This window comes from Pseudomonas sp. SJZ131, from assembly GCF_007828705.1.
Taxonomy (GTDB): domain Bacteria; phylum Pseudomonadota; class Gammaproteobacteria; order Pseudomonadales; family Pseudomonadaceae; genus Aquipseudomonas; species Aquipseudomonas prosekii.
Genome location: NZ_VIVC01000007.1, coordinates 16,107 through 32,356, shown reverse-complemented (window position 1 = coordinate 32,356; position 16,250 = coordinate 16,107). Strand labels below are relative to the sequence as shown.

The 16,250-nt window shown below is 54.1% G+C and carries 29 protein-coding genes; all 29 read right to left on the bottom strand.

Annotated features, from left to right (window positions below):
- Position 1: 1 nt before the first annotated feature.
- Positions 2-391: a 30S ribosomal protein S11 gene (gene rpsK / locus FBY12_RS25555; protein WP_002555466.1), complete on the bottom strand. Its 390-nt coding sequence runs from the start codon at positions 389-391 to the stop codon at positions 2-4.
- 30 nt (positions 392-421) lie between these two features.
- Positions 422-778 (bottom strand): 30S ribosomal protein S13, encoded by a 357-nt coding sequence (rpsM, locus tag FBY12_RS25550; RefSeq protein WP_003186020.1) that lies wholly within the window; start codon positions 776-778, stop codon positions 422-424.
- A 130-nt stretch (positions 779-908) separates the two neighbouring features.
- A complete protein-coding gene (gene rpmJ, locus FBY12_RS25545; protein ID WP_002555468.1) occupies positions 909-1,025 on the bottom strand; it encodes a 50S ribosomal protein L36 in 117 nt (38 codons plus the stop codon).
- A 27-nt stretch (positions 1,026-1,052) separates the two neighbouring features.
- Entirely contained in the window at positions 1,053-2,381 is a 1,329-nt protein-coding gene (secY, locus tag FBY12_RS25540) for a preprotein translocase subunit SecY (protein WP_092277409.1), read from the bottom strand.
- On the bottom strand, positions 2,382-2,819 hold the full coding sequence (gene rplO / locus FBY12_RS25535) for a 50S ribosomal protein L15 (protein WP_010467269.1): 438 nt from the start codon (positions 2,817-2,819) through the stop codon (positions 2,382-2,384).
- A 3-nt stretch (positions 2,820-2,822) separates the two neighbouring features.
- Positions 2,823-2,999, bottom strand: coding sequence for a 50S ribosomal protein L30 (gene rpmD / locus FBY12_RS25530; protein WP_003186033.1), 177 nt, complete (start codon positions 2,997-2,999; stop codon positions 2,823-2,825).
- A gap of 2 nt (positions 3,000-3,001) precedes the next feature.
- Entirely contained in the window at positions 3,002-3,502 is a 501-nt protein-coding gene (gene rpsE / locus FBY12_RS25525) for a 30S ribosomal protein S5 (RefSeq protein ID WP_007943782.1), read from the bottom strand.
- Positions 3,503-3,505: 3 nt separating this feature from the next.
- A complete protein-coding gene (gene rplR / locus FBY12_RS25520) occupies positions 3,506-3,856 on the bottom strand; it encodes a 50S ribosomal protein L18 (RefSeq protein WP_003186037.1) in 351 nt (116 codons plus the stop codon).
- A gap of 10 nt (positions 3,857-3,866) precedes the next feature.
- The gene (gene rplF / locus FBY12_RS25515) at positions 3,867-4,400 is read right to left on the bottom strand and encodes a 50S ribosomal protein L6 (protein ID WP_003176412.1); all 534 of its coding nucleotides are present in this window, start codon (positions 4,398-4,400) and stop codon (positions 3,867-3,869) included.
- A 12-nt stretch (positions 4,401-4,412) separates the two neighbouring features.
- A complete protein-coding gene (gene rpsH / locus FBY12_RS25510; RefSeq protein WP_008065722.1) occupies positions 4,413-4,805 on the bottom strand; it encodes a 30S ribosomal protein S8 in 393 nt (130 codons plus the stop codon).
- 208 nt (positions 4,806-5,013) lie between these two features.
- A complete protein-coding gene (rpsN, locus tag FBY12_RS25505) occupies positions 5,014-5,319 on the bottom strand; it encodes a 30S ribosomal protein S14 (RefSeq protein ID WP_003176414.1) in 306 nt (101 codons plus the stop codon).
- Positions 5,320-5,332: 13 nt separating this feature from the next.
- On the bottom strand, positions 5,333-5,872 hold the full coding sequence (rplE, locus tag FBY12_RS25500; RefSeq protein ID WP_003176415.1) for a 50S ribosomal protein L5: 540 nt from the start codon (positions 5,870-5,872) through the stop codon (positions 5,333-5,335).
- A 20-nt stretch (positions 5,873-5,892) separates the two neighbouring features.
- Positions 5,893-6,207 carry a 50S ribosomal protein L24 gene (gene rplX / locus FBY12_RS25495; RefSeq protein ID WP_003176416.1) on the bottom strand — a complete coding sequence of 105 codons (315 nt, stop codon included), beginning with the start codon at positions 6,205-6,207 and terminating at the stop codon, positions 5,893-5,895.
- Positions 6,208-6,218: 11 nt separating this feature from the next.
- A complete protein-coding gene (gene rplN, locus FBY12_RS25490; RefSeq protein WP_002555479.1) occupies positions 6,219-6,587 on the bottom strand; it encodes a 50S ribosomal protein L14 in 369 nt (122 codons plus the stop codon).
- A gap of 23 nt (positions 6,588-6,610) precedes the next feature.
- On the bottom strand, positions 6,611-6,877 hold the full coding sequence (gene rpsQ / locus FBY12_RS25485) for a 30S ribosomal protein S17 (RefSeq protein WP_003176419.1): 267 nt from the start codon (positions 6,875-6,877) through the stop codon (positions 6,611-6,613).
- 2 nt (positions 6,878-6,879) lie between these two features.
- On the bottom strand, positions 6,880-7,071 hold the full coding sequence (rpmC, locus tag FBY12_RS25480) for a 50S ribosomal protein L29 (protein WP_008030901.1): 192 nt from the start codon (positions 7,069-7,071) through the stop codon (positions 6,880-6,882).
- Positions 7,071-7,484 (bottom strand): 50S ribosomal protein L16, encoded by a 414-nt coding sequence (rplP, locus tag FBY12_RS25475; protein WP_007896757.1) that lies wholly within the window; start codon positions 7,482-7,484, stop codon positions 7,071-7,073. The genes rpmC and rplP overlap by 1 nt, the downstream gene beginning before the upstream one ends.
- Positions 7,485-7,496: 12 nt before the next feature.
- Positions 7,497-8,183: a 30S ribosomal protein S3 gene (rpsC, locus tag FBY12_RS25470; RefSeq protein WP_003176422.1), complete on the bottom strand. Its 687-nt coding sequence runs from the start codon at positions 8,181-8,183 to the stop codon at positions 7,497-7,499.
- A gap of 13 nt (positions 8,184-8,196) precedes the next feature.
- A complete protein-coding gene (rplV, locus tag FBY12_RS25465; RefSeq protein ID WP_003103908.1) occupies positions 8,197-8,529 on the bottom strand; it encodes a 50S ribosomal protein L22 in 333 nt (110 codons plus the stop codon).
- A 13-nt stretch (positions 8,530-8,542) separates the two neighbouring features.
- Positions 8,543-8,818: a 30S ribosomal protein S19 gene (rpsS, locus tag FBY12_RS25460; protein ID WP_002555486.1), complete on the bottom strand. Its 276-nt coding sequence runs from the start codon at positions 8,816-8,818 to the stop codon at positions 8,543-8,545.
- A gap of 16 nt (positions 8,819-8,834) precedes the next feature.
- Entirely contained in the window at positions 8,835-9,659 is an 825-nt protein-coding gene (rplB, locus tag FBY12_RS25455; RefSeq protein ID WP_003176423.1) for a 50S ribosomal protein L2, read from the bottom strand.
- Positions 9,660-9,673: 14 nt separating this feature from the next.
- Entirely contained in the window at positions 9,674-9,973 is a 300-nt protein-coding gene (rplW, locus tag FBY12_RS25450; protein WP_002555488.1) for a 50S ribosomal protein L23, read from the bottom strand.
- Positions 9,970-10,572: a 50S ribosomal protein L4 gene (rplD, locus tag FBY12_RS25445; RefSeq protein ID WP_007896707.1), complete on the bottom strand. Its 603-nt coding sequence runs from the start codon at positions 10,570-10,572 to the stop codon at positions 9,970-9,972. The genes rplW and rplD overlap by 4 nt, the downstream gene beginning before the upstream one ends.
- Positions 10,573-10,584: 12 nt before the next feature.
- Positions 10,585-11,220: a 50S ribosomal protein L3 gene (gene rplC, locus FBY12_RS25440; protein WP_003186059.1), complete on the bottom strand. Its 636-nt coding sequence runs from the start codon at positions 11,218-11,220 to the stop codon at positions 10,585-10,587.
- Positions 11,221-11,300: 80 nt separating this feature from the next.
- Positions 11,301-11,612, bottom strand: coding sequence for a 30S ribosomal protein S10 (rpsJ, locus tag FBY12_RS25435; RefSeq protein ID WP_003186070.1), 312 nt, complete (start codon positions 11,610-11,612; stop codon positions 11,301-11,303).
- A gap of 141 nt (positions 11,613-11,753) precedes the next feature.
- Positions 11,754-12,947: an elongation factor Tu gene (gene tuf, locus FBY12_RS25430; RefSeq protein WP_008145495.1), complete on the bottom strand. Its 1,194-nt coding sequence runs from the start codon at positions 12,945-12,947 to the stop codon at positions 11,754-11,756.
- Between the two features lie 31 nt (positions 12,948-12,978).
- The gene (gene fusA / locus FBY12_RS25425) at positions 12,979-15,084 is read right to left on the bottom strand and encodes an elongation factor G (RefSeq protein ID WP_121732710.1); all 2,106 of its coding nucleotides are present in this window, start codon (positions 15,082-15,084) and stop codon (positions 12,979-12,981) included.
- 30 nt (positions 15,085-15,114) lie between these two features.
- Complete coding sequence (gene rpsG / locus FBY12_RS25420) at positions 15,115-15,585, bottom strand: 30S ribosomal protein S7 (protein WP_002555493.1); 471 nt, start codon at positions 15,583-15,585, stop codon at positions 15,115-15,117.
- A gap of 118 nt (positions 15,586-15,703) precedes the next feature.
- The gene (gene rpsL, locus FBY12_RS25415) at positions 15,704-16,075 is read right to left on the bottom strand and encodes a 30S ribosomal protein S12 (RefSeq protein WP_002555494.1); all 372 of its coding nucleotides are present in this window, start codon (positions 16,073-16,075) and stop codon (positions 15,704-15,706) included.
- Between the last annotated feature and the right edge of the window lie 175 nt (positions 16,076-16,250).

Sequence of the window (16,250 nt, the reverse complement as noted above, 5' to 3'; positions counted from 1 at the left end):
ATTACACGCGGCGCTTCTTCGGCGGACGGCACCCGTTGTGCGGGATTGGCGTCACGTCGGTGATGCTGGCGATCTTATAGCCACAGCCGTTCAAAGCACGGACAGCAGACTCACGACCTGGACCTGGACCTTTGACGTTAACGTCGAGGTTTTTCAGGCCGTATTCCAGCGCAGCTTGACCAGCACGTTCAGCAGCTACTTGAGCAGCAAACGGGGTGGACTTGCGGGAACCGCGGAAACCCGAACCACCGGAGGTAGCCCAAGAAAGCGCGTTACCTTGACGGTCGGTGATGGTCACGATTGTGTTGTTAAAAGAAGCATGGATGTGGGCGATGCCATCAACCACTGTCTTTTTAACTTTTTTACGAGGACGAGCAGCAGGTTTTGCCATGATAATTTTCCTGTCGATTCGCTGGGGCGATTACTTGCGGATCGGCTTACGCGGACCTTTACGGGTACGCGCGTTAGTCTTGGTACGCTGACCGCGTACTGGAAGACCACGACGATGACGCAGACCGCGATAGCAACCGAGGTCCATCAAACGCTTGATTTTCATGTTGATTTCGCGACGCAGGTCACCTTCAGTGGTGAACTTCGCCACTTCGCCACGCAGCTGTTCAATCTGCTCGTCGCTCAGATCTTTGATCTTTGCTGCTGGGTTTACCCCAGTCACCGCACAGATCTTCTGTGCAGTAGTGCGACCAACACCATAGATGTAGGTCAGCGAGATAACAGTATGCTTGTTATCTGGAATGTTAACGCCTGCAATACGGGCCATTCAGTGGGACTCCAATTGACAGCTACCTACGCCCCGGAAGCCAAGAAATAGGGCGCGAGATAATATCGCTGTAATAACAAATAATCAACCCGGTAGCGCACTAGCTACCGGGCTTGAAGCACAATCACACTCAGCCTTGGCGCTGTTTGTGACGCGGTTCCGCGCTGCAAATTACTCGAACAACACCTTCGCGGCGAATAATCTTGCAGTTACGGCACAGCTTTTTCACCGATGCACGAACTTTCATCACCAACTCCTCGAACCTTATGGGTACTCAGCGCAACATGCCGCTGCCGTAACCCTTCAGGTTGGCTTTCTTCATCAGGGATTCGTACTGGTGCGAAACGAGGTGCGATTGTACTTGGGACATGAAGTCCATCACAACCACGACGACGATCAGCAACGAGGTCCCGCCAAGGTAGAACGGTACGTTTGCCGCAACCACCAGGAACTGGGGCAGCAGGCACACGGCCGTCATGTAAAGAGCACCGAACATGGTCAAACGAGTCAAAACGCCATCAATGTAGCGCGCAGACTGCTCGCCTGGACGGATGCCCGGAATAAAGGCACCGGACTTCTTCAGGTTTTCCGCTACGTCTTTCGGATTGAACATCAACGCCGTATAGAAGAAGCAGAAGAAAATAATCCCTGCACTAAACAGCAGAATATTCAACGGCTGACCAGGAGCGATCGACTGCGAGATGTCCTGCAACCAGCCCATACCTTCAGACTGACCAAACCAGGCACCCAACGAAGCCGGGAACAGCAAAATGCTGCTCGCGAAAATAGCCGGAATAACACCGGCCATGTTCACCTTCAGCGGCAAGTGGCTAGTCTGCGCAGCAAAAACCTTGCGGCCCTGCTGACGCTTGGCGTAGTGAACAGCAATACGACGCTGACCACGCTCAATGAACACCACGAAACCGATAATCGCTACTGCCAGCAAACCGATGGCTACCAAAGCGAAGATGTTGATATCGCCCTGACGTGCAGACTCGAAAGACTGCCCGATCGCTCTCGGAAGACCGGCGACGATACCCGAAAAAATCAACATCGAGATACCGTTGCCAACACCACGCTCAGTAATCTGCTCACCCAGCCACATCATGAACATCGCACCAGCCACAAAAGTGGATACCGCGACGAAATGGAAGCCAAAGTCACCATTGAACGCAACACCCTGCCCCGCCAGACCAATGGACATGCCAATAGCCTGAACGAGAGCGAGGATGACAGTGCCGTAGCGGGTGTACTGGCTTATCTTGCGACGGCCAGCTTCACCTTCCTTCTTCAACTGTTCCAGCTGCGGGCTGACGGCGGTCATCAGTTGCATGATGATCGATGCCGAAATGTACGGCATGATCCCCAGTGCAAAGATGCTCATCCGTTCCAGCGCGCCGCCGGAAAACATGTTGAACAAGCTAAGAATGGTCCCCTCATTCTGTCGAAACAGGTCCGCGAGTCGGTCCGGGTTAATACCTGGAACCGGGATGTGTGCGCCTATTCGGTAGACGATAATCGCCAGGAACAGAAAACGCAGACGAGCCCAGAGTTCAGACATACCGCCTTTGCCGAGCGCAGAGAGAGCACCTTGCTTAGCCATTTATTCCTCGAACTTGCCGCCAGCTGCTTCGATAGCCGAACGCGCACCTTTGGTGGCGCCGATTCCCTTTCCGATGGTGACAGCGCGAGTAACTTCGCCGGACAGCATGATTTTCACACGCTGTACGTTGACGTTAATTACGTTGGCATCTTTCAGGGACTGCACGGTAACGATGTCGCCTTCCACTTTGGCCAGCTCGGACAAACGCACTTCTGCGCGATCCATGGCTTTCAGGGAAACGAAACCGAACTTCGGCAGACGACGATGCAGCGGCTGTTGACCGCCTTCAAAGCCTGGTGCAATGGTGCCACCGGAGCGGGAGGACTGACCTTTGTGGCCACGGCCACCGGTCTTGCCCAAACCACTACCGATACCACGGCCCGGACGATGCTTTTCGCGACGGGAACCCGGCGCTGGACTCAGATCATTGAGTTTCATCGATTAACCCTCGACACGCAGCATGTAGTAAGCCTTGTTGATCATCCCGCGATTCTCGGGAGTATCAAGTACTTCTACAGTGTGACCGATGCGACGCAGACCCAAACCCTTAACGCACAATTTGTGGTTAGGGATGCGGCCGGTCATGCTTTTGATCAGCGTAACTTTTACGGTAGCCATGATCAGAAGATCTCCTTGACGCTTTTGCCACGCTTGGCGGCAATGGATTCAGGAGATTGCATAGCTTTCAAACCTTTGAAAGTGGCGTGAACCACGTTTACCGGGTTAGTCGAGCCGTAGCACTTGGCCAGAACGTTCTGAACGCCAGCAACTTCGAGGACAGCACGCATAGCGCCGCCAGCGATGATACCGGTACCTTCAGAAGCAGGCTGCATGTACACCTTCGAAGCGCCGTGACCGGACTTCATTGCGTACTGCAGAGTTGTGCCGTTCAGATCAACTTGGATCATGTTGCGACGAGCAGCTTCCATTGCCTTCTGGATCGCAGCAGGCACTTCACGTGACTTGCCGCGGCCGAAGCCAACACGCCCTTTACCATCACCAACCACGGTCAACGCGGTGAAAGTGAAGATACGGCCGCCTTTAACGGTTTTGGCTACGCGGTTAACTTGAACCAGCTTCTCAATGTAGCCTTCGTCGCGCTTTTGGTCGTTATTTGACATAACTTAGAACTCCAGCCCAGCTTCACGAGCAGCATCAGCCAGCGCCTTGACGCGGCCATGGTACTTGAAGCCAGAGCGGTCGAAAGCCACCTGCGAGACGCCAGCGGCTTTTGCACGCGTAGCGACCAGCTGGCCAACCTTAGTGGCCGCGTCGATGTTGCCAGTGGCGCCATCACGCAGTTCTTTATCCAAAGTCGAGGCAGATGCCAGGACTTTGTTGCCGTCGGCCGAAATGACCTGGGCGTAGATGTGCTGCGACGAGCGGAACACGCAGAGACGCACGACTTCGAGTTCGTGCATTTTCAGGCGTGCTTTGCGAGCGCGACGCAGTCGAGTAACTTTTTTGTCGGTCATTTGCTATGCCCTACTTCTTCTTGGCTTCTTTACGACGGACGACTTCGTCCGCGTAGCGCACACCTTTGCCTTTGTACGGCTCTGGTGGACGGAAGTCGCGGATCTCGGCGGCCACTTGACCTACCAGCTGCTTATCGATGCCCTTGATCAGGATATCGGTCTGGCTAGGAGTCTCAGCGGTGATGCCTTCCGGCAGTTCATAATCCACTGGGTGCGAGAAGCCAAGAGCCAGGTTCAGCACTGTGCCTTTTGCTTGCGCTTTGTAACCAACACCGACCAGCTGGAGCTTGCGCTCGAAGCCTTGGCTTACGCCTTGGACCATGTTGTTTACCAACGCACGAGTGGTACCAGCCATTGCGCGAGTTTGTTGATCGCCATTGCGAGCAGCGAAACGCAGCTCACCAGCTTCTTCAACAATCTCAACGGACGAATGGATGTTCAGTTCGAGAGTGCCCTTGGCACCCTTCACCGAAAGCTGTTGGCCTGCGAATTTTACTTCGACACCGGCCGGCAGCTTAACGGGGTTCTTAGCGACGCGTGACATGCTTATCCCCCCTTAGAACACAGTGCAAAGAACTTCGCCGCCGACACCGGCAGCGCGCGCAGCACGATCCGTCATCACACCTTTGTTGGTGGAGACGATAGACACACCGAGACCGCCACGAACTTTTGGCAGATCATCGACGGACTTGTACTGACGCAGGCCTGGACGGCTAACGCGCTTCACTTCTTCGATAACCGGACGGCCTTCGAAGTATTTCAGCTCGATAGACAGCAGTGGTTTTGTTTCGCTGCTGATCTGATAACCCGCAATGTAACCTTCGTCCTTCAGGACTTTGGCAACAGCTACCTTCAACGTAGAAGATGGCATGCTTACGACGGACTTTTCAGCCATCTGGGCATTACGGATTCGAGTTAGCATGTCCGCTAACGGGTCCTGCATACTCATGGGCTAGACGCTCCTAATACAAAAAAATAAGCCTTGCGGCTACTACCTTCGCCGAGAACCTCCGCGCGAAAAAAGCACGGGCTCAGGCGAGCCGGGTATTCTAGACACACCCCACAAATGAATCAAGCCCCAAAAGGGGCTTGATTCAAGTTCAAGGTCACCGGCGGTCAGTATCTTGCGAAACCGAACGCCGAGACTTTGACAGTGCTTACCAGCTGGCTTTAACCAGACCAGGTACGTCACCACGCATTGCAGCTTCACGCAATTTGTTACGGCCGAGGCCGAACTTGCGGTAAACGCCGTGTGGACGACCGGTCAGGCGGCAGCGGTTACGCATGCGCGAGGCGCTTGCGTCACGTGGCTGCTTCTGCAGAGCTACTGTAGCTTCCCAACGCGCTTCTGGACTTGCGTTCAGATCAACGATGATAGCTTTCAGTGCTGCACGCTTTTTGGCGTACTTGGCAACCGTGAGCTGACGCTTCAGCTCGCGGTTTTTCATGCTCATCTTGGCCATTTTCCTACTCCAATCAGTTGCGGAACGGGAATTTGAAAGCACGCAACAGGGCGCGACCTTCATCATCGTTCTTGGCAGTGGTGGTCAGGGTAATGTCCAGACCGCGGAGAGCATCGATCTTGTCGTAGTCGATTTCCGGGAAGATGATCTGCTCTTTAACGCCCATGCTGTAGTTACCACGACCATCGAAGGACTTGGCATTCAGGCCGCGGAAGTCGCGAACCCGAGGCAGGGAGATCGACAGCAGACGATCCAGGAATTCATACATACGCTCACGGCGCAGGGTCACTTTGACGCCGATCGGCCAACCTTCACGGACTTTAAAGCCAGCGATGGATTTCCGAGCGTAAGTCACAACGACTTTCTGACCGGTGATCTTTTCCAGGTCGGCAACAGCGTGCTCGATGACTTTTTTGTCACCGACCGCTTCGCCCAGACCCATGTTCAGGGTGATTTTGGTAACGCGTGGAACTTCCATCACGTTCGAAAGCTTAAGTTCTTCCTTAAGTTTCGGTGCGATTTCCTTCCAGTAAATCTCTTTTAGTCGTGCCATGGTCTTCTACCTAGCAGTGTTCAAGCATCAACCGCTTTTTGGGTCGACTTGAAGACACGAATTTTCTTGCCGTCTTCTACTTTGAAACCAACGCGATCAGCCTTGTTGGTTTCGCCGTTGAAAATGGCGACGTTAGAAGCGTCCAGTGGAGCTTCTTTTTCGACGATACCGCCTTGTACGCCCGACATCGGGTTAGGCTTGGTATGACGCTTGACCAGGTTCAGACCGCCGATAACCAGACGGTTATTAGCGAGAACCTTAAGCACCTTACCGCGCTTACCTTTGTCTTTGCCGGCGATCACGATGATCTCGTCGTCACGACGAATCTTTTGCATGTCGGATCTCCTTACAGCACTTCTGGGGCGAGCGAGACGATCTTCATGAACTTCTCAGTACGAAGTTCACGGGTCACTGGCCCAAAGATACGGGTGCCGATCGGCTCTTGCTTGTTGTTCAGAAGAACAGCAGCGTTGCCATCAAAGCGGATAATGGAGCCATCAGCACGACGTACGCCGTGACGAGTGCGGACTACAACAGCAGTCATCACTTGGCCTTTTTTCACTTTACCGCGAGGAATTGCTTCCTTGACGGTAACTTTGATGATGTCACCGATACCAGCGTAACGACGATGGGAGCCACCCAGCACCTTGATGCACATAACGCGGCGTGCGCCGCTGTTATCGGCCACATCGAGCATGGATTGAGTCTGAATCATATAATTTCTCCGACCCCTAGTCCTTAGACTTCCACAGCGCGTTCGAGAACATCAACCAGCGCCCAAGACTTAGTCTTGGCCAAAGGACGAGTTTCACGAATAGTGACTTTGTCGCCGATGTGGCACTGATTGGTTTCGTCGTGCGCGTGCAGCTTAGTCGAACGCTTAACGTATTTACCGTAGATCGGGTGCTTAACGCGACGCTCGATCAGAACGGTGATGGTCTTGTCCATTTTGTCGCTGACAACACGGCCAGTCAGCGTACGGACGGTTTTTTCGGCTTCAGCCATGATTACTTACCTGCCTGCTGTTTGAGCACAGTCTTCACGCGAGCGATGTCACGCTTAACTTGCCGGAGCAGGTGAGACTGCCCCAACTGGCCAGTTGCTTTCTGCATGCGCAGATTGAACTGGTCGCGCAGCAGGCCGAGCAGTTGCTCGTTAAGCTGCGGCGCGTCTTTTTCACGAAGTTCGTTCGCTTTCATCACATCACCGTCCGTTTAACAAAGGCGGTGGCGAGCGGCAGCTTTGCAGCAGCCAGGGCAAAAGCCTCACGCGCCAGCTCTTCAGAAACGCCCTCGATTTCATACAGGACTTTGCCTGGCTGAATCTGGGCAACCCAGTACTCCACACTACCCTTACCTTTACCCATCCGAACTTCGAGTGGCTTCTTGGAAATAGGCTTGTCCGGGAATACACGGATCCAGATCTTGCCGCCACGTTTAACGTGACGGGTCAGTGCACGACGCGCTGACTCGATCTGACGAGCGGTGAGACGACCACGAGCTACAGACTTCAGCGCGAACTCGCCGAAGCTGACTTTGCTACCGCGCTGTGCCAGACCACGGTTGTGGCCTGTCATCTGCTTGCGGAACTTCGTACGCTTTGGTTGCAACATTTGGCGTACCCCTTACTTAGCAGCTTTTTTACGAGGCGCTGGTGCTTGTGGTTTCAGTTCTTCTTGGCGACCACCAATTACTTCGCCCTTGAAGATCCAAACCTTTACACCGATCACACCATAAGTGGTGTGAGCTTCGTAGTTGGCATAGTCGATGTCGGCACGCAGGGTGTGCAGTGGCACACGACCTTCGCGATACCATTCAGTACGTGCGATTTCAGCACCGCCGAGACGACCGCTCACTTGGATTTTGATGCCTTTGGCACCAATGCGCATGGCGTTCTGTACAGCGCGCTTCATAGCGCGACGGAACATTACGCGGCGCTCCAGCTGCTGAGCTACGCTCTGCGCAACCAACATACCGTCGAGTTCCGGCTTGCGGATTTCTTCGATATTGATGTGCACAGGCACACCCATTTGCTTGGTCAGGTCCTGACGCAGTTTCTCAACATCTTCACCTTTCTTCCCGATAACGATACCTGGACGAGCGGTGTGGATGGTGATACGTGCAGTTTGAGCCGGACGATGGATATCGATACGGCTTACGGACGCGCTTTTTAGTTTGTCTTGGAGATACTCACGCACCTTCAGATCAGCGAACAAATAGTCCGCATAAGTCCGACCGTCTGCGTACCAGACGGAGGTGTGCTCCTTGACGATTCCCAGGCGAATGCCAATGGGATGTACTTTCTGACCCATCTCTTCGACTCCGTTACTTGTCAGCAACCTTGACAGTGATATGGCAAGACCGCTTGACGATGCGATCAGCACGGCCTTTGGCACGTGGCATGATTCGCTTCAGCGAACGCCCTTCGTTGACGAAAACGGTGCTGACTTTAAGGTCATCAACGTCTGCGCCTTCGTTATGCTCGGCGTTGGCTACGGCCGACTCCAGCACTTTCTTCATGATCTCGGCGGCTTTCTTACTGCTGAAAGCCAACAGGTTGAGCGCTTCGCCCACCTTCTTCCCGCGGATCTGGTCGGCGACCAAGCGGGCTTTCTGGGCGGAGATTCGAGCGCCCGACAACTTAGCGGCTACTTCCATCGTTCCTTACCCCTTAACGCTTGGCTTTCTTGTCTGCCACGTGCCCACGATATGTGCGGGTACCGGCAAACTCGCCTAGTTTGTGGCCGACCATGTCTTCGTTCACGAGAACTGGAACATGTTGACGACCGTTATGCACTGCAATGGTCAAACCGACCATTTGTGGCAGGATCATCGAACGACGCGACCAGGTTTTCACCGGTTTGCGATCGTTCTTTTCCGCCGCCACTTCGATCTTCTTCAGTAGGTGAAGATCAATAAAAGGACCTTTTTTCAGAGAACGTGGCACTGTCGTATCCCTCTATTTACTTGCGACGACGGACGATCATTTTGTCGGTACGCTTATTACCACGAGTCTTCGCGCCCTTAGTCGGGAAGCCCCATGGCGATACCGGATGACGACCACCAGAGGTACGACCTTCACCACCACCATGTGGGTGGTCAACCGGGTTCATGGCAACACCACGAACGGTTGGGCGAACGCCACGCCAGCGTTTGGCACCAGCTTTACCCAGCGAACGCAGGCTGTGCTCGGAGTTCGAGACTTCACCCAAGGTCGCGCGGCATTCAGCCAGCACTTTACGCATCTCACCAGAACGCAGACGCAGGGTCACGTAGACACCTTCACGAGCGATCAGCTGAGCCGAAGCACCAGCGGAACGAGCGATTTGCGCGCCTTTACCTGGCTTCAATTCGATGCCGTGTACGGTGCTACCAACTGGAATGTTACGCAGTTGAAGAGCGTTGCCCGGCTTGATCGGTGCCAAAGCACCTGCGATCAGCTGGTCGCCAGCACTCACGCCTTTAGGGGCGATGATGTAGCGGCGTTCGCCATCTGCGTACAGCAGCAGAGCAATGTGAGCAGTACGGTTTGGATCGTATTCAATACGCTCGACAGTGGCAGAGATGCCATCTTTGTCGTTGCGACGGAAATCGACCAGACGATAATGCTGCTTATGGCCACCACCGATGTGACGAGTGGTAATGCGACCATTGTTGTTACGACCACCAGTCTTCGATTTTTTCTCGAGCAGCGGTGCGTGAGGAGCGCCTTTATGCAGCTCCTGGTTGACCACCTTGACCACAAAACGGCGGCCAGGGGAAGTCGGTTTGCATTTAACGATTGCCATGATGCACCCCTTCCTTACTCAGCACTGCTGCTGAAATCGAGATCTTGGCCTGGCTGAAGGGAGATAACTGCCTTCTTCCAGTCATTACGCTTGCCCAGACCGCGAGCAGTGCGCTTGCTTTTACCCAAAACATTCAGGGTAGTAACACGCTCTACTTTCACGCTGAACAGGCTTTCGACGGCCTTCTTGATTTCCAGCTTGGTTGCGTCAGTTGCAACCTTGAAAACGAACTGGCCTTTCTTGTCAGCCAGAACCGTAGCCTTTTCGGAAACGTGCGGGCCAAGCAGAACTTTAAATACGCGTTCCTGGTTCATCCCAGCAGCTCCTCGAATTTCTTCACGGCCGACACGGTGATCAACACCTTGTCGTATGCGATCAGACTAACTGGATCGGAACCTTGCACGTCACGTACATCAACGTGTGGCAGGTTACGAGCAGCCAGGTACAGGTTCTGATCAACAACTTCGGACACGATCAAGACGTCAGTCAGGCCCATGCCGGTCAGTTTGTTCAGCAGATCTTTGGTCTTCGGTGCATCAACAGCGAAGTCCTGAACCACAACCAGACGATCAGTACGCACCAGCTCAGCAAGGATGGAACGCATTGCTGCGCGATACATCTTCTTGTTCAGCTTCTGGGTGTGATCCTGAGGACGAGCTGCGAAAGTGGTACCGCCGCCACGCCAGATTGGGCTACGGATAGTACCGGCACGAGCACGGCCAGTACCTTTCTGACGCCAAGGGCGCTTACCGCCACCACGAACGTCGGAACGGGTCTTTTGCTGCTTGCTACCTTGACGGCCGCCGGCCATGTAGGCCACGACTGCTTGGTGAACGAGCGTCTCGTTGAATTCGCCGCCAAATGTCAGTTCGGAAACTTCGATCGCTTGAGCGTCATTTACATTTAATTGCATGTCAGCTTCCCCTTAACCGCGAGCCTTGGCTGCTGGACGTACAACCAAGTTGCCGCCAGTAGCGCCAGGAACAGCGCCCTTGACCAACAACAGATTGCGTTCAGCGTCCACGCGCACTACTTCGAGGGACTGCACGGTCACGCGCTCAGCGCCCATATGACCGGACATTTTTTTGCCCTTGAATACACGACCAGGAGTCTGGCACTGGCCGATAGAGCCTGGAACGCGGTGGGACACGGAGTTACCGTGCGTATTATCTTGCCCGCGGAAGTTCCAACGCTTGATCGTACCCTGGAAGCCTTTACCCTTGGACTGACCGGTTACATCAACCAGTTGACCAGCGGCGAAGATTTCAGCGTTGATCAGATCGCCGGCCTGGTACTCGCCTTCTTCAAGACGGAATTCCATTACGGTACGACCAGCGGCAACGTTCGCTTTAGCGAAGTGGCCAGCTTGAGCAGCTGTAACACGCGAAGCACGACGCTCACCTACAGTGACTTGCACTGCACGATAGCCATCGGTCTCTTCAGTTTTGAACTGGGTGACGCGATTCGGCTCGATCTCAATGACCGTGACCGGAATGGAGACACCTTCTTCGGTGAAAATACGGGTCATACCGCATTTACGACCGACTACACCAATAGTCATGTTGTAAACCTCATGAGTGTACGGGGCTTTCACCCGCTATGGCCGCCCATTTCAGAGCGTTACACGACTAAGACCGAGTCTTAGCCGAGGCTGATCTGTACTTCCACACCGGCCGCAAGGTCGAGCTTCATAAGAGCGTCAACGGTTTTATCCGTTGGCTGGACGATGTCCAGAACGCGCTTGTGAGTACGGATCTCGTACTGGTCACGCGCGTCTTTGTTGACGTGCGGGGAGACCAGAACGGTGAACCGCTCTTTGCGGGTAGGCAGTGGAATAGGACCACGCACTTGAGCACCAGTACGTTTCGCGGTTTCCACGATTTCCTGGGTGGATTGGTCGATCAGGCGATGGTCAAAAGCCTTCAACCTGATACGGATTTGCTGATTTTGCATTGGATTTCAGACTCCGGCTGCTATTCCCAGCGAGCGCAATACGCCCGTTAAAAGGAGGCGCAATTCTATAGACGGGCTACTACAGTGTCAACCCAATAAAAAAGCCCCCGCTAGGCGGGGGCTTTTTCAAGTCATCACTTATTAAGCGATGATTTTGGCTACGACGCCAGCGCCGACGGTACGACCGCCTTCACGAATAGCGAAACGCAGACCATCTTCCATTGCGATGGTTTTGATCAGGGTGACAACCATTTTGATGTTGTCGCCTGGCATTACCATTTCAACGCCTTCCGGCAGTTCGCAGTTACCGGTCACGTCAGTGGTCCGGAAGTAGAACTGTGGACGGTAGCCTTTGAAGAACGGAGTGTGACGACCGCCTTCTTCTTTGCTCAACACGTACACTTCGGCTTCGAAGGTAGTGTGCGGCTTAACCGAACCTGGCTTGACCAGAACCTGGCCACGCTCAACGTCGTCACGCTTGGTGCCGCGCAGCAGCACGCCGCAGTTCTCGCCAGCACGACCTTCGTCGAGCAGCTTACGGAACATTTCAACACCGGTGCAGGTGGTGACGGTAGTGTCACGCAGACCAACGATTTCCAGTGGATCCTGAACCTTGACGATACCGCGCTCGATACGGCCAGTTACAACAGTACCGCGACCGGAGATCGAGAATACGTCTTCGATTGGCATCAGGAACGGCTTGTCGATAACACGGACTGGATCTGGGATGTAGCTGTCCAGAGTCTCAACCAGTTTACGAACGGCAGTGGTGCCCATTTCGTTGTCGTCTTGGCCGTTCAGAGCCATCAGAGCCGAACCGATGATGATCGGAGTGTCGTCACCTGGGAAGTCGTAAGTGCTCAGCAGATCGCGCACTTCCATCTCAACCAGTTCCAGCAGCTCAGCGTCGTCAACCATGTCAGCCTTGTTCAGGAAGACAACGATGTACGGAACGCCAACCTGACGGGACAGCAGGATGTGCTCACGGGTTTGTGGCATCGGACCATCAGCGGCCGAACAAACCAGGATAGCGCCGTCCATTTGAGCAGCACCGGTGATCATGTTCTTCACATAGTCAGCGTGACCTGGGCAGTCAACGTGAGCGTAGTGACGGATCAGCGAGTTGTATTCAACGTGTGCGGTGTTGATGGTGATACCACGAGCCTTTTCTTCTGGAGCGCTGTCGATTTTATCGAAAGCAACAACAGCCGAACCGAAAACTTCGGAGCAGACGCGAGTCAGAGCAGCGGTCAGCGTGGTTTTACCGTGGTCAACGTGACCAATGGTGCCAACGTTGACGTGCGGGAGGGTACGGTCAAATTTTTCTTTAGCCACGACAATTAACTCCTAGCCTAAAGGGGCTGAATCAGCCTTGTTTTTTGGTAACGGTTTCGACGATGTGCGACGGAGCCGTATTGTATTTTTTGAATTCCATAGAGTAGCTTGCGCGACCTTGGGACATGGAACGGACGTCGGTCGCATAACCGAACATCTCACCCAGCGGAACCTCGGCACGAATTACTTTGCCGGAAACCGTGTCTTCCATACCCAGGATCATGCCGCGACGACGGTTAAGGTCGCCCATCACGTCACCCATATAGTCTTCAGGTGTAACAACCTCTACAGCCATGATCGGCTCAAGCAACTCACCACCGCCCTTCTGGGCCAGTTGCTTGGTCGCCATGGAAGCAGCCACCTTAAACGCCATCTCGTTGGAGTCGACGTCGTGGTAGGAACCATCAAACACAGTTGCCTTCAGGCCGATCAGCGGATAGCCGGCAACAACGCCGTTCTTCATCTGCTCTTCGATACCCTTCTGGATAGCCGGGATGTATTCCTTAGGAACCACACCACCCACTACTTCGTTCACGAATTGCAGACCTTCCTGACCTTCGTCAGCAGGAGCAAAACGGATCCAGCAGTGGCCGAACTGACCACGACCGCCGGACTGGCGAACGAACTTGCCTTCGATTTCACAGTTCTTCGTGATGCGCTCACGATACGAAACCTGAGGCTTGCCGATGTTGGCTTCGACGTTGAACTCACGGCGCATCCGGTCAACCAGGATGTCCAGGTGAAGCTCGCCCATGCCGGAGATGATCGTTTGACCAGTCTCTTCATCAGTCTTAACGCGGAAAGATGGATCTTCCTGAGCAAGTTTGCCCAGTGCGATACCCATTTTTTCCTGGTCATCCTTGGTCTTAGGCTCAACGGCAACCGAAATAACCGGCTCCGGGAAGTCCATACGAACCAGGATGATTGGCTTGTCAGCGCTGCACAAGGTTTCGCCAGTGGTGACGTCCTTCATGCCGATCAAGGCCGCGATGTCACCAGCGCGTACTTCCTTGATTTCTTCACGGGCGTTTGCGTGCATTTGCACCATACGACCCACGCGCTCTTTCTTGCCTTTAACCGAGTTGATCACGCCGTCGCCGGAGTTCAACACGCCCGAGTAAACGCGGACGAAGGTCAAGGTACCCACGAATGGGTCGGTAGCGATCTTGAACGCCAAAGCCGAGAACGGCTCGTCATCGTTTGCATGACGTTCCATCTGCTTTTCCTCGTCATCCGGGTCAGTACCCTTGATGGCAGGAATGTCAGTTGGAGCAGGCAGGTAATCGATAACGGCGTCGAGAACCAGGGGAACGCCCTTGTTCTTGAAGGAAGAACCGCAAACTGCCAGGACGATTTCGCCAGCGATAGTACGCTGACGCAGAGCGGCCTTGACTTCCGCGTTGGTGAGTTCTTCACCTTCGAGGTACTTGTTCATCAGCTCTTCGCTGGCTTCGGCCGCAGCCTCAACCATGTTGCCGCGCCACTCGTCAGCCAGTTCCTGCAGTTCAGCAGGGATAGGCTTACGAACTGGAACCATACCTTTGTCAGAATCGTTCCAGTAAACAGCTTCCATGGACATCAGATCGATCTGACCCTGGAAGTTGTCTTCGGAACCGATAGCCAACTGGATAGGCACTGGAGTGTGACCCAGACGCTGTTTGATCTGACCGATCACGCGCAGGAAGTTCGCACCAGCACGGTCCATCTTGTTTACGTAAACAAGACGCGGAACGCCGTATTTGTTGGCTTGACGCCATACGGTTTCCGACTGAGGCTCAACGCCCGAAGTACCGCAGAACACAACGACCGCGCCGTCGAGTACACGCAGGGAACGTTCAACTTCAATAGTGAAGTCTACGTGGCCCGGGGTATCGATTACGTTGAAACGATATTGGTCTTTGTGCTGCTTCTCGGAACCCTGCCAGAAGGCGGTAATAGCAGCAGAAGTAATGGTAATACCACGCTCCTGCTCCTGAACCATCCAGTCTGTGGTCGCGGCGCCGTCATGCACCTCGCCCATCTTGTGACTTTTGCCAGTGTAAAAAAGGACGCGCTCGGTGGTGGTGGTTTTACCAGCATCCACGTGAGCGACGATACCGATGTTACGGTAGCGACTAATCGGAGTAGTACGAGCCATAAAGCCCTCGCAAAATTAGTGAAGCTGAAATTAGAAGCGGTAGTGCGAGAAAGCTTTGTTGGCTTCGGCCATACGGTGCACGTCTTCACGCTTCTTAACAGCAGCACCTTTACCTTCAGCAGCGTCCAACAGTTCGCCAGCCAAACGCAGAGCCATAGACTTCTCGCCGCGCTTGCGGGCGAAGTCTACCAACCAGCGCATTGCCAGGGCGTTACGACGGGACGGACGAACTTCGACCGGAACCTGGTAAGTAGCACCGCCTACACGGCGCGACTTTACTTCGACCAGCGGAGCGATGGCGTCGAGAGCTTTCTCGAAGATTTCCAGGGGGTCGCTGTTCTTGCGTTCTTTAACCTTTTCCAGCGCGCCATAAACGATACGCTCGGCAACGGCTTTCTTGCCGCTTTCCATAACGTGGTTCATGAACTTGGCCAGGATTTGGCTTCCGTATTTTGGATCGTCAAGCACTTCGCGCTTGGCTGCTACGCGTCTTCTTGGCATGGATAAGCCCTCAAACGGTCTTCAGGTTCGCTCGGAATCGGTGCCCTTTCGGGACGCCTCCGACCTTACTCTTATCGACTCAGAAAAATAGAAAATCAGTTCTTACAAAAAGCCGCTACTACTTAGGCTTCTTGGTACCGTACTTCGAACGACCCTGGTTACGACCTTTAACGCCGGAAGTATCCAAAGAACCGCGTACGGTGTGGTAACGAACACCTGGCAAGTCTTTTACACGACCGCCGCGGATCAATACCACGCTGTGCTCTTGCAGGTTGTGGCCTTCACCGCCGATGTACGAGGAAACCTCGAAACCGTTGGTCAGACGCACACGGCATACTTTACGCAGTGCCGAGTTAGGTTTTTTCGGCGTGGTGGTATACACACGGGTGCATACGCCACGACGTTGCGGGCAGTTCTGCAGCGCAGGTACGTCGGATTTCTCGACGATACGCTTACGCGGCTGACGTACCAGCTGGTTGATAGTTGCCATCTACTAGCTCCACTGTTGTCTTGCGACGCTATTGTCTTGCAAGAAAAGCAAAATGGCAGGAACGAATTCCCGCCAAATTTAGGGGTACAAGAGTCTAAAGAGGATCTTGTCCCCAGTCAAGGCAAGGCCCCGACCTCCCCGCTCATCCAACCTCGACAAATTGTCTCGATTCGAT

What these genes read in the sequence shown, in the direction of transcription:
- rplF (WP_003176412.1), bottom strand. Translation starts at nt 4,400, where the DNA reads ATGTCACGCGTCGCTAAGAACCCCGTTAAGCTGCCGGCCGGTGTCGAA.
- rplV (WP_003103908.1), bottom strand. Translation starts at nt 8,529, where the DNA reads ATGGAAGTAGCCGCTAAGTTGTCGGGCGCTCGAATCTCCGCCCAGAAA.
- rpsM (WP_003186020.1), bottom strand. Translation starts at nt 778, where the DNA reads ATGGCCCGTATTGCAGGCGTTAACATTCCAGATAACAAGCATACTGTT.
- rplP (WP_007896757.1), bottom strand. Translation starts at nt 7,484, where the DNA reads ATGTTGCAACCAAAGCGTACGAAGTTCCGCAAGCAGATGACAGGCCAC.
- rpmJ (WP_002555468.1), bottom strand. Translation starts at nt 1,025, where the DNA reads ATGAAAGTTCGTGCATCGGTGAAAAAGCTGTGCCGTAACTGCAAGATT.
- rpsJ (WP_003186070.1), bottom strand. Translation starts at nt 11,612, where the DNA reads ATGCAAAATCAGCAAATCCGTATCAGGTTGAAGGCTTTTGACCATCGC.
- rpmD (WP_003186033.1), bottom strand. Translation starts at nt 2,999, where the DNA reads ATGGCTACCGTAAAAGTTACGCTGATCAAAAGCATGACCGGCCGCATC.
- rpsK (WP_002555466.1), bottom strand. Translation starts at nt 391, where the DNA reads ATGGCAAAACCTGCTGCTCGTCCTCGTAAAAAAGTTAAAAAGACAGTG.
- rplE (WP_003176415.1), bottom strand. Translation starts at nt 5,872, where the DNA reads ATGGCACGACTAAAAGAGATTTACTGGAAGGAAATCGCACCGAAACTT.
- rpsL (WP_002555494.1), bottom strand. Translation starts at nt 16,075, where the DNA reads ATGGCAACTATCAACCAGCTGGTACGTCAGCCGCGTAAGCGTATCGTC.
- rpsQ (WP_003176419.1), bottom strand. Translation starts at nt 6,877, where the DNA reads ATGGCTGAAGCCGAAAAAACCGTCCGTACGCTGACTGGCCGTGTTGTC.
- rpsE (WP_007943782.1), bottom strand. Translation starts at nt 3,502, where the DNA reads ATGTCAAATAACGACCAAAAGCGCGACGAAGGCTACATTGAGAAGCTG.
- rpsC (WP_003176422.1), bottom strand. Translation starts at nt 8,183, where the DNA reads ATGGGTCAGAAAGTACATCCCATTGGCATTCGCCTGGGAATCGTCAAG.
- rpsN (WP_003176414.1), bottom strand. Translation starts at nt 5,319, where the DNA reads ATGGCCAAGATGAGCATGAAAAACCGCGAGCTGAAGCGTCAGCTCACG.
- rplO (WP_010467269.1), bottom strand. Translation starts at nt 2,819, where the DNA reads ATGAAACTCAATGATCTGAGTCCAGCGCCGGGTTCCCGTCGCGAAAAG.
- rplW (WP_002555488.1), bottom strand. Translation starts at nt 9,973, where the DNA reads ATGAACCAGGAACGCGTATTTAAAGTTCTGCTTGGCCCGCACGTTTCC.
- rplR (WP_003186037.1), bottom strand. Translation starts at nt 3,856, where the DNA reads ATGACCGACAAAAAAGTTACTCGACTGCGTCGCGCTCGCAAAGCACGC.
- secY (WP_092277409.1), bottom strand. Translation starts at nt 2,381, where the DNA reads ATGGCTAAGCAAGGTGCTCTCTCTGCGCTCGGCAAAGGCGGTATGTCT.
- rpsG (WP_002555493.1), bottom strand. Translation starts at nt 15,585, where the DNA reads ATGCCAAGAAGACGCGTAGCAGCCAAGCGCGAAGTGCTTGACGATCCA.
- rplN (WP_002555479.1), bottom strand. Translation starts at nt 6,587, where the DNA reads ATGATTCAGACTCAATCCATGCTCGATGTGGCCGATAACAGCGGCGCA.
- rplD (WP_007896707.1), bottom strand. Translation starts at nt 10,572, where the DNA reads ATGCAATTAAATGTAAATGACGCTCAAGCGATCGAAGTTTCCGAACTG.
- rplC (WP_003186059.1), bottom strand. Translation starts at nt 11,220, where the DNA reads ATGACTATTGGTGTAGTCGGTCGTAAATGCGGTATGACCCGTATTTTC.
- rpsH (WP_008065722.1), bottom strand. Translation starts at nt 4,805, where the DNA reads ATGAGTATGCAGGACCCGTTAGCGGACATGCTAACTCGAATCCGTAAT.
- fusA (WP_121732710.1), bottom strand. Translation starts at nt 15,084, where the DNA reads ATGGCTCGTACTACTCCGATTAGTCGCTACCGTAACATCGGTATCGTC.
- rplX (WP_003176416.1), bottom strand. Translation starts at nt 6,207, where the DNA reads ATGCAAAAGATTCGTCGTGACGACGAGATCATCGTGATCGCCGGCAAA.
- rplB (WP_003176423.1), bottom strand. Translation starts at nt 9,659, where the DNA reads ATGGCAATCGTTAAATGCAAACCGACTTCCCCTGGCCGCCGTTTTGTG.
- rpmC (WP_008030901.1), bottom strand. Translation starts at nt 7,071, where the DNA reads ATGAAAGCGAACGAACTTCGTGAAAAAGACGCGCCGCAGCTTAACGAG.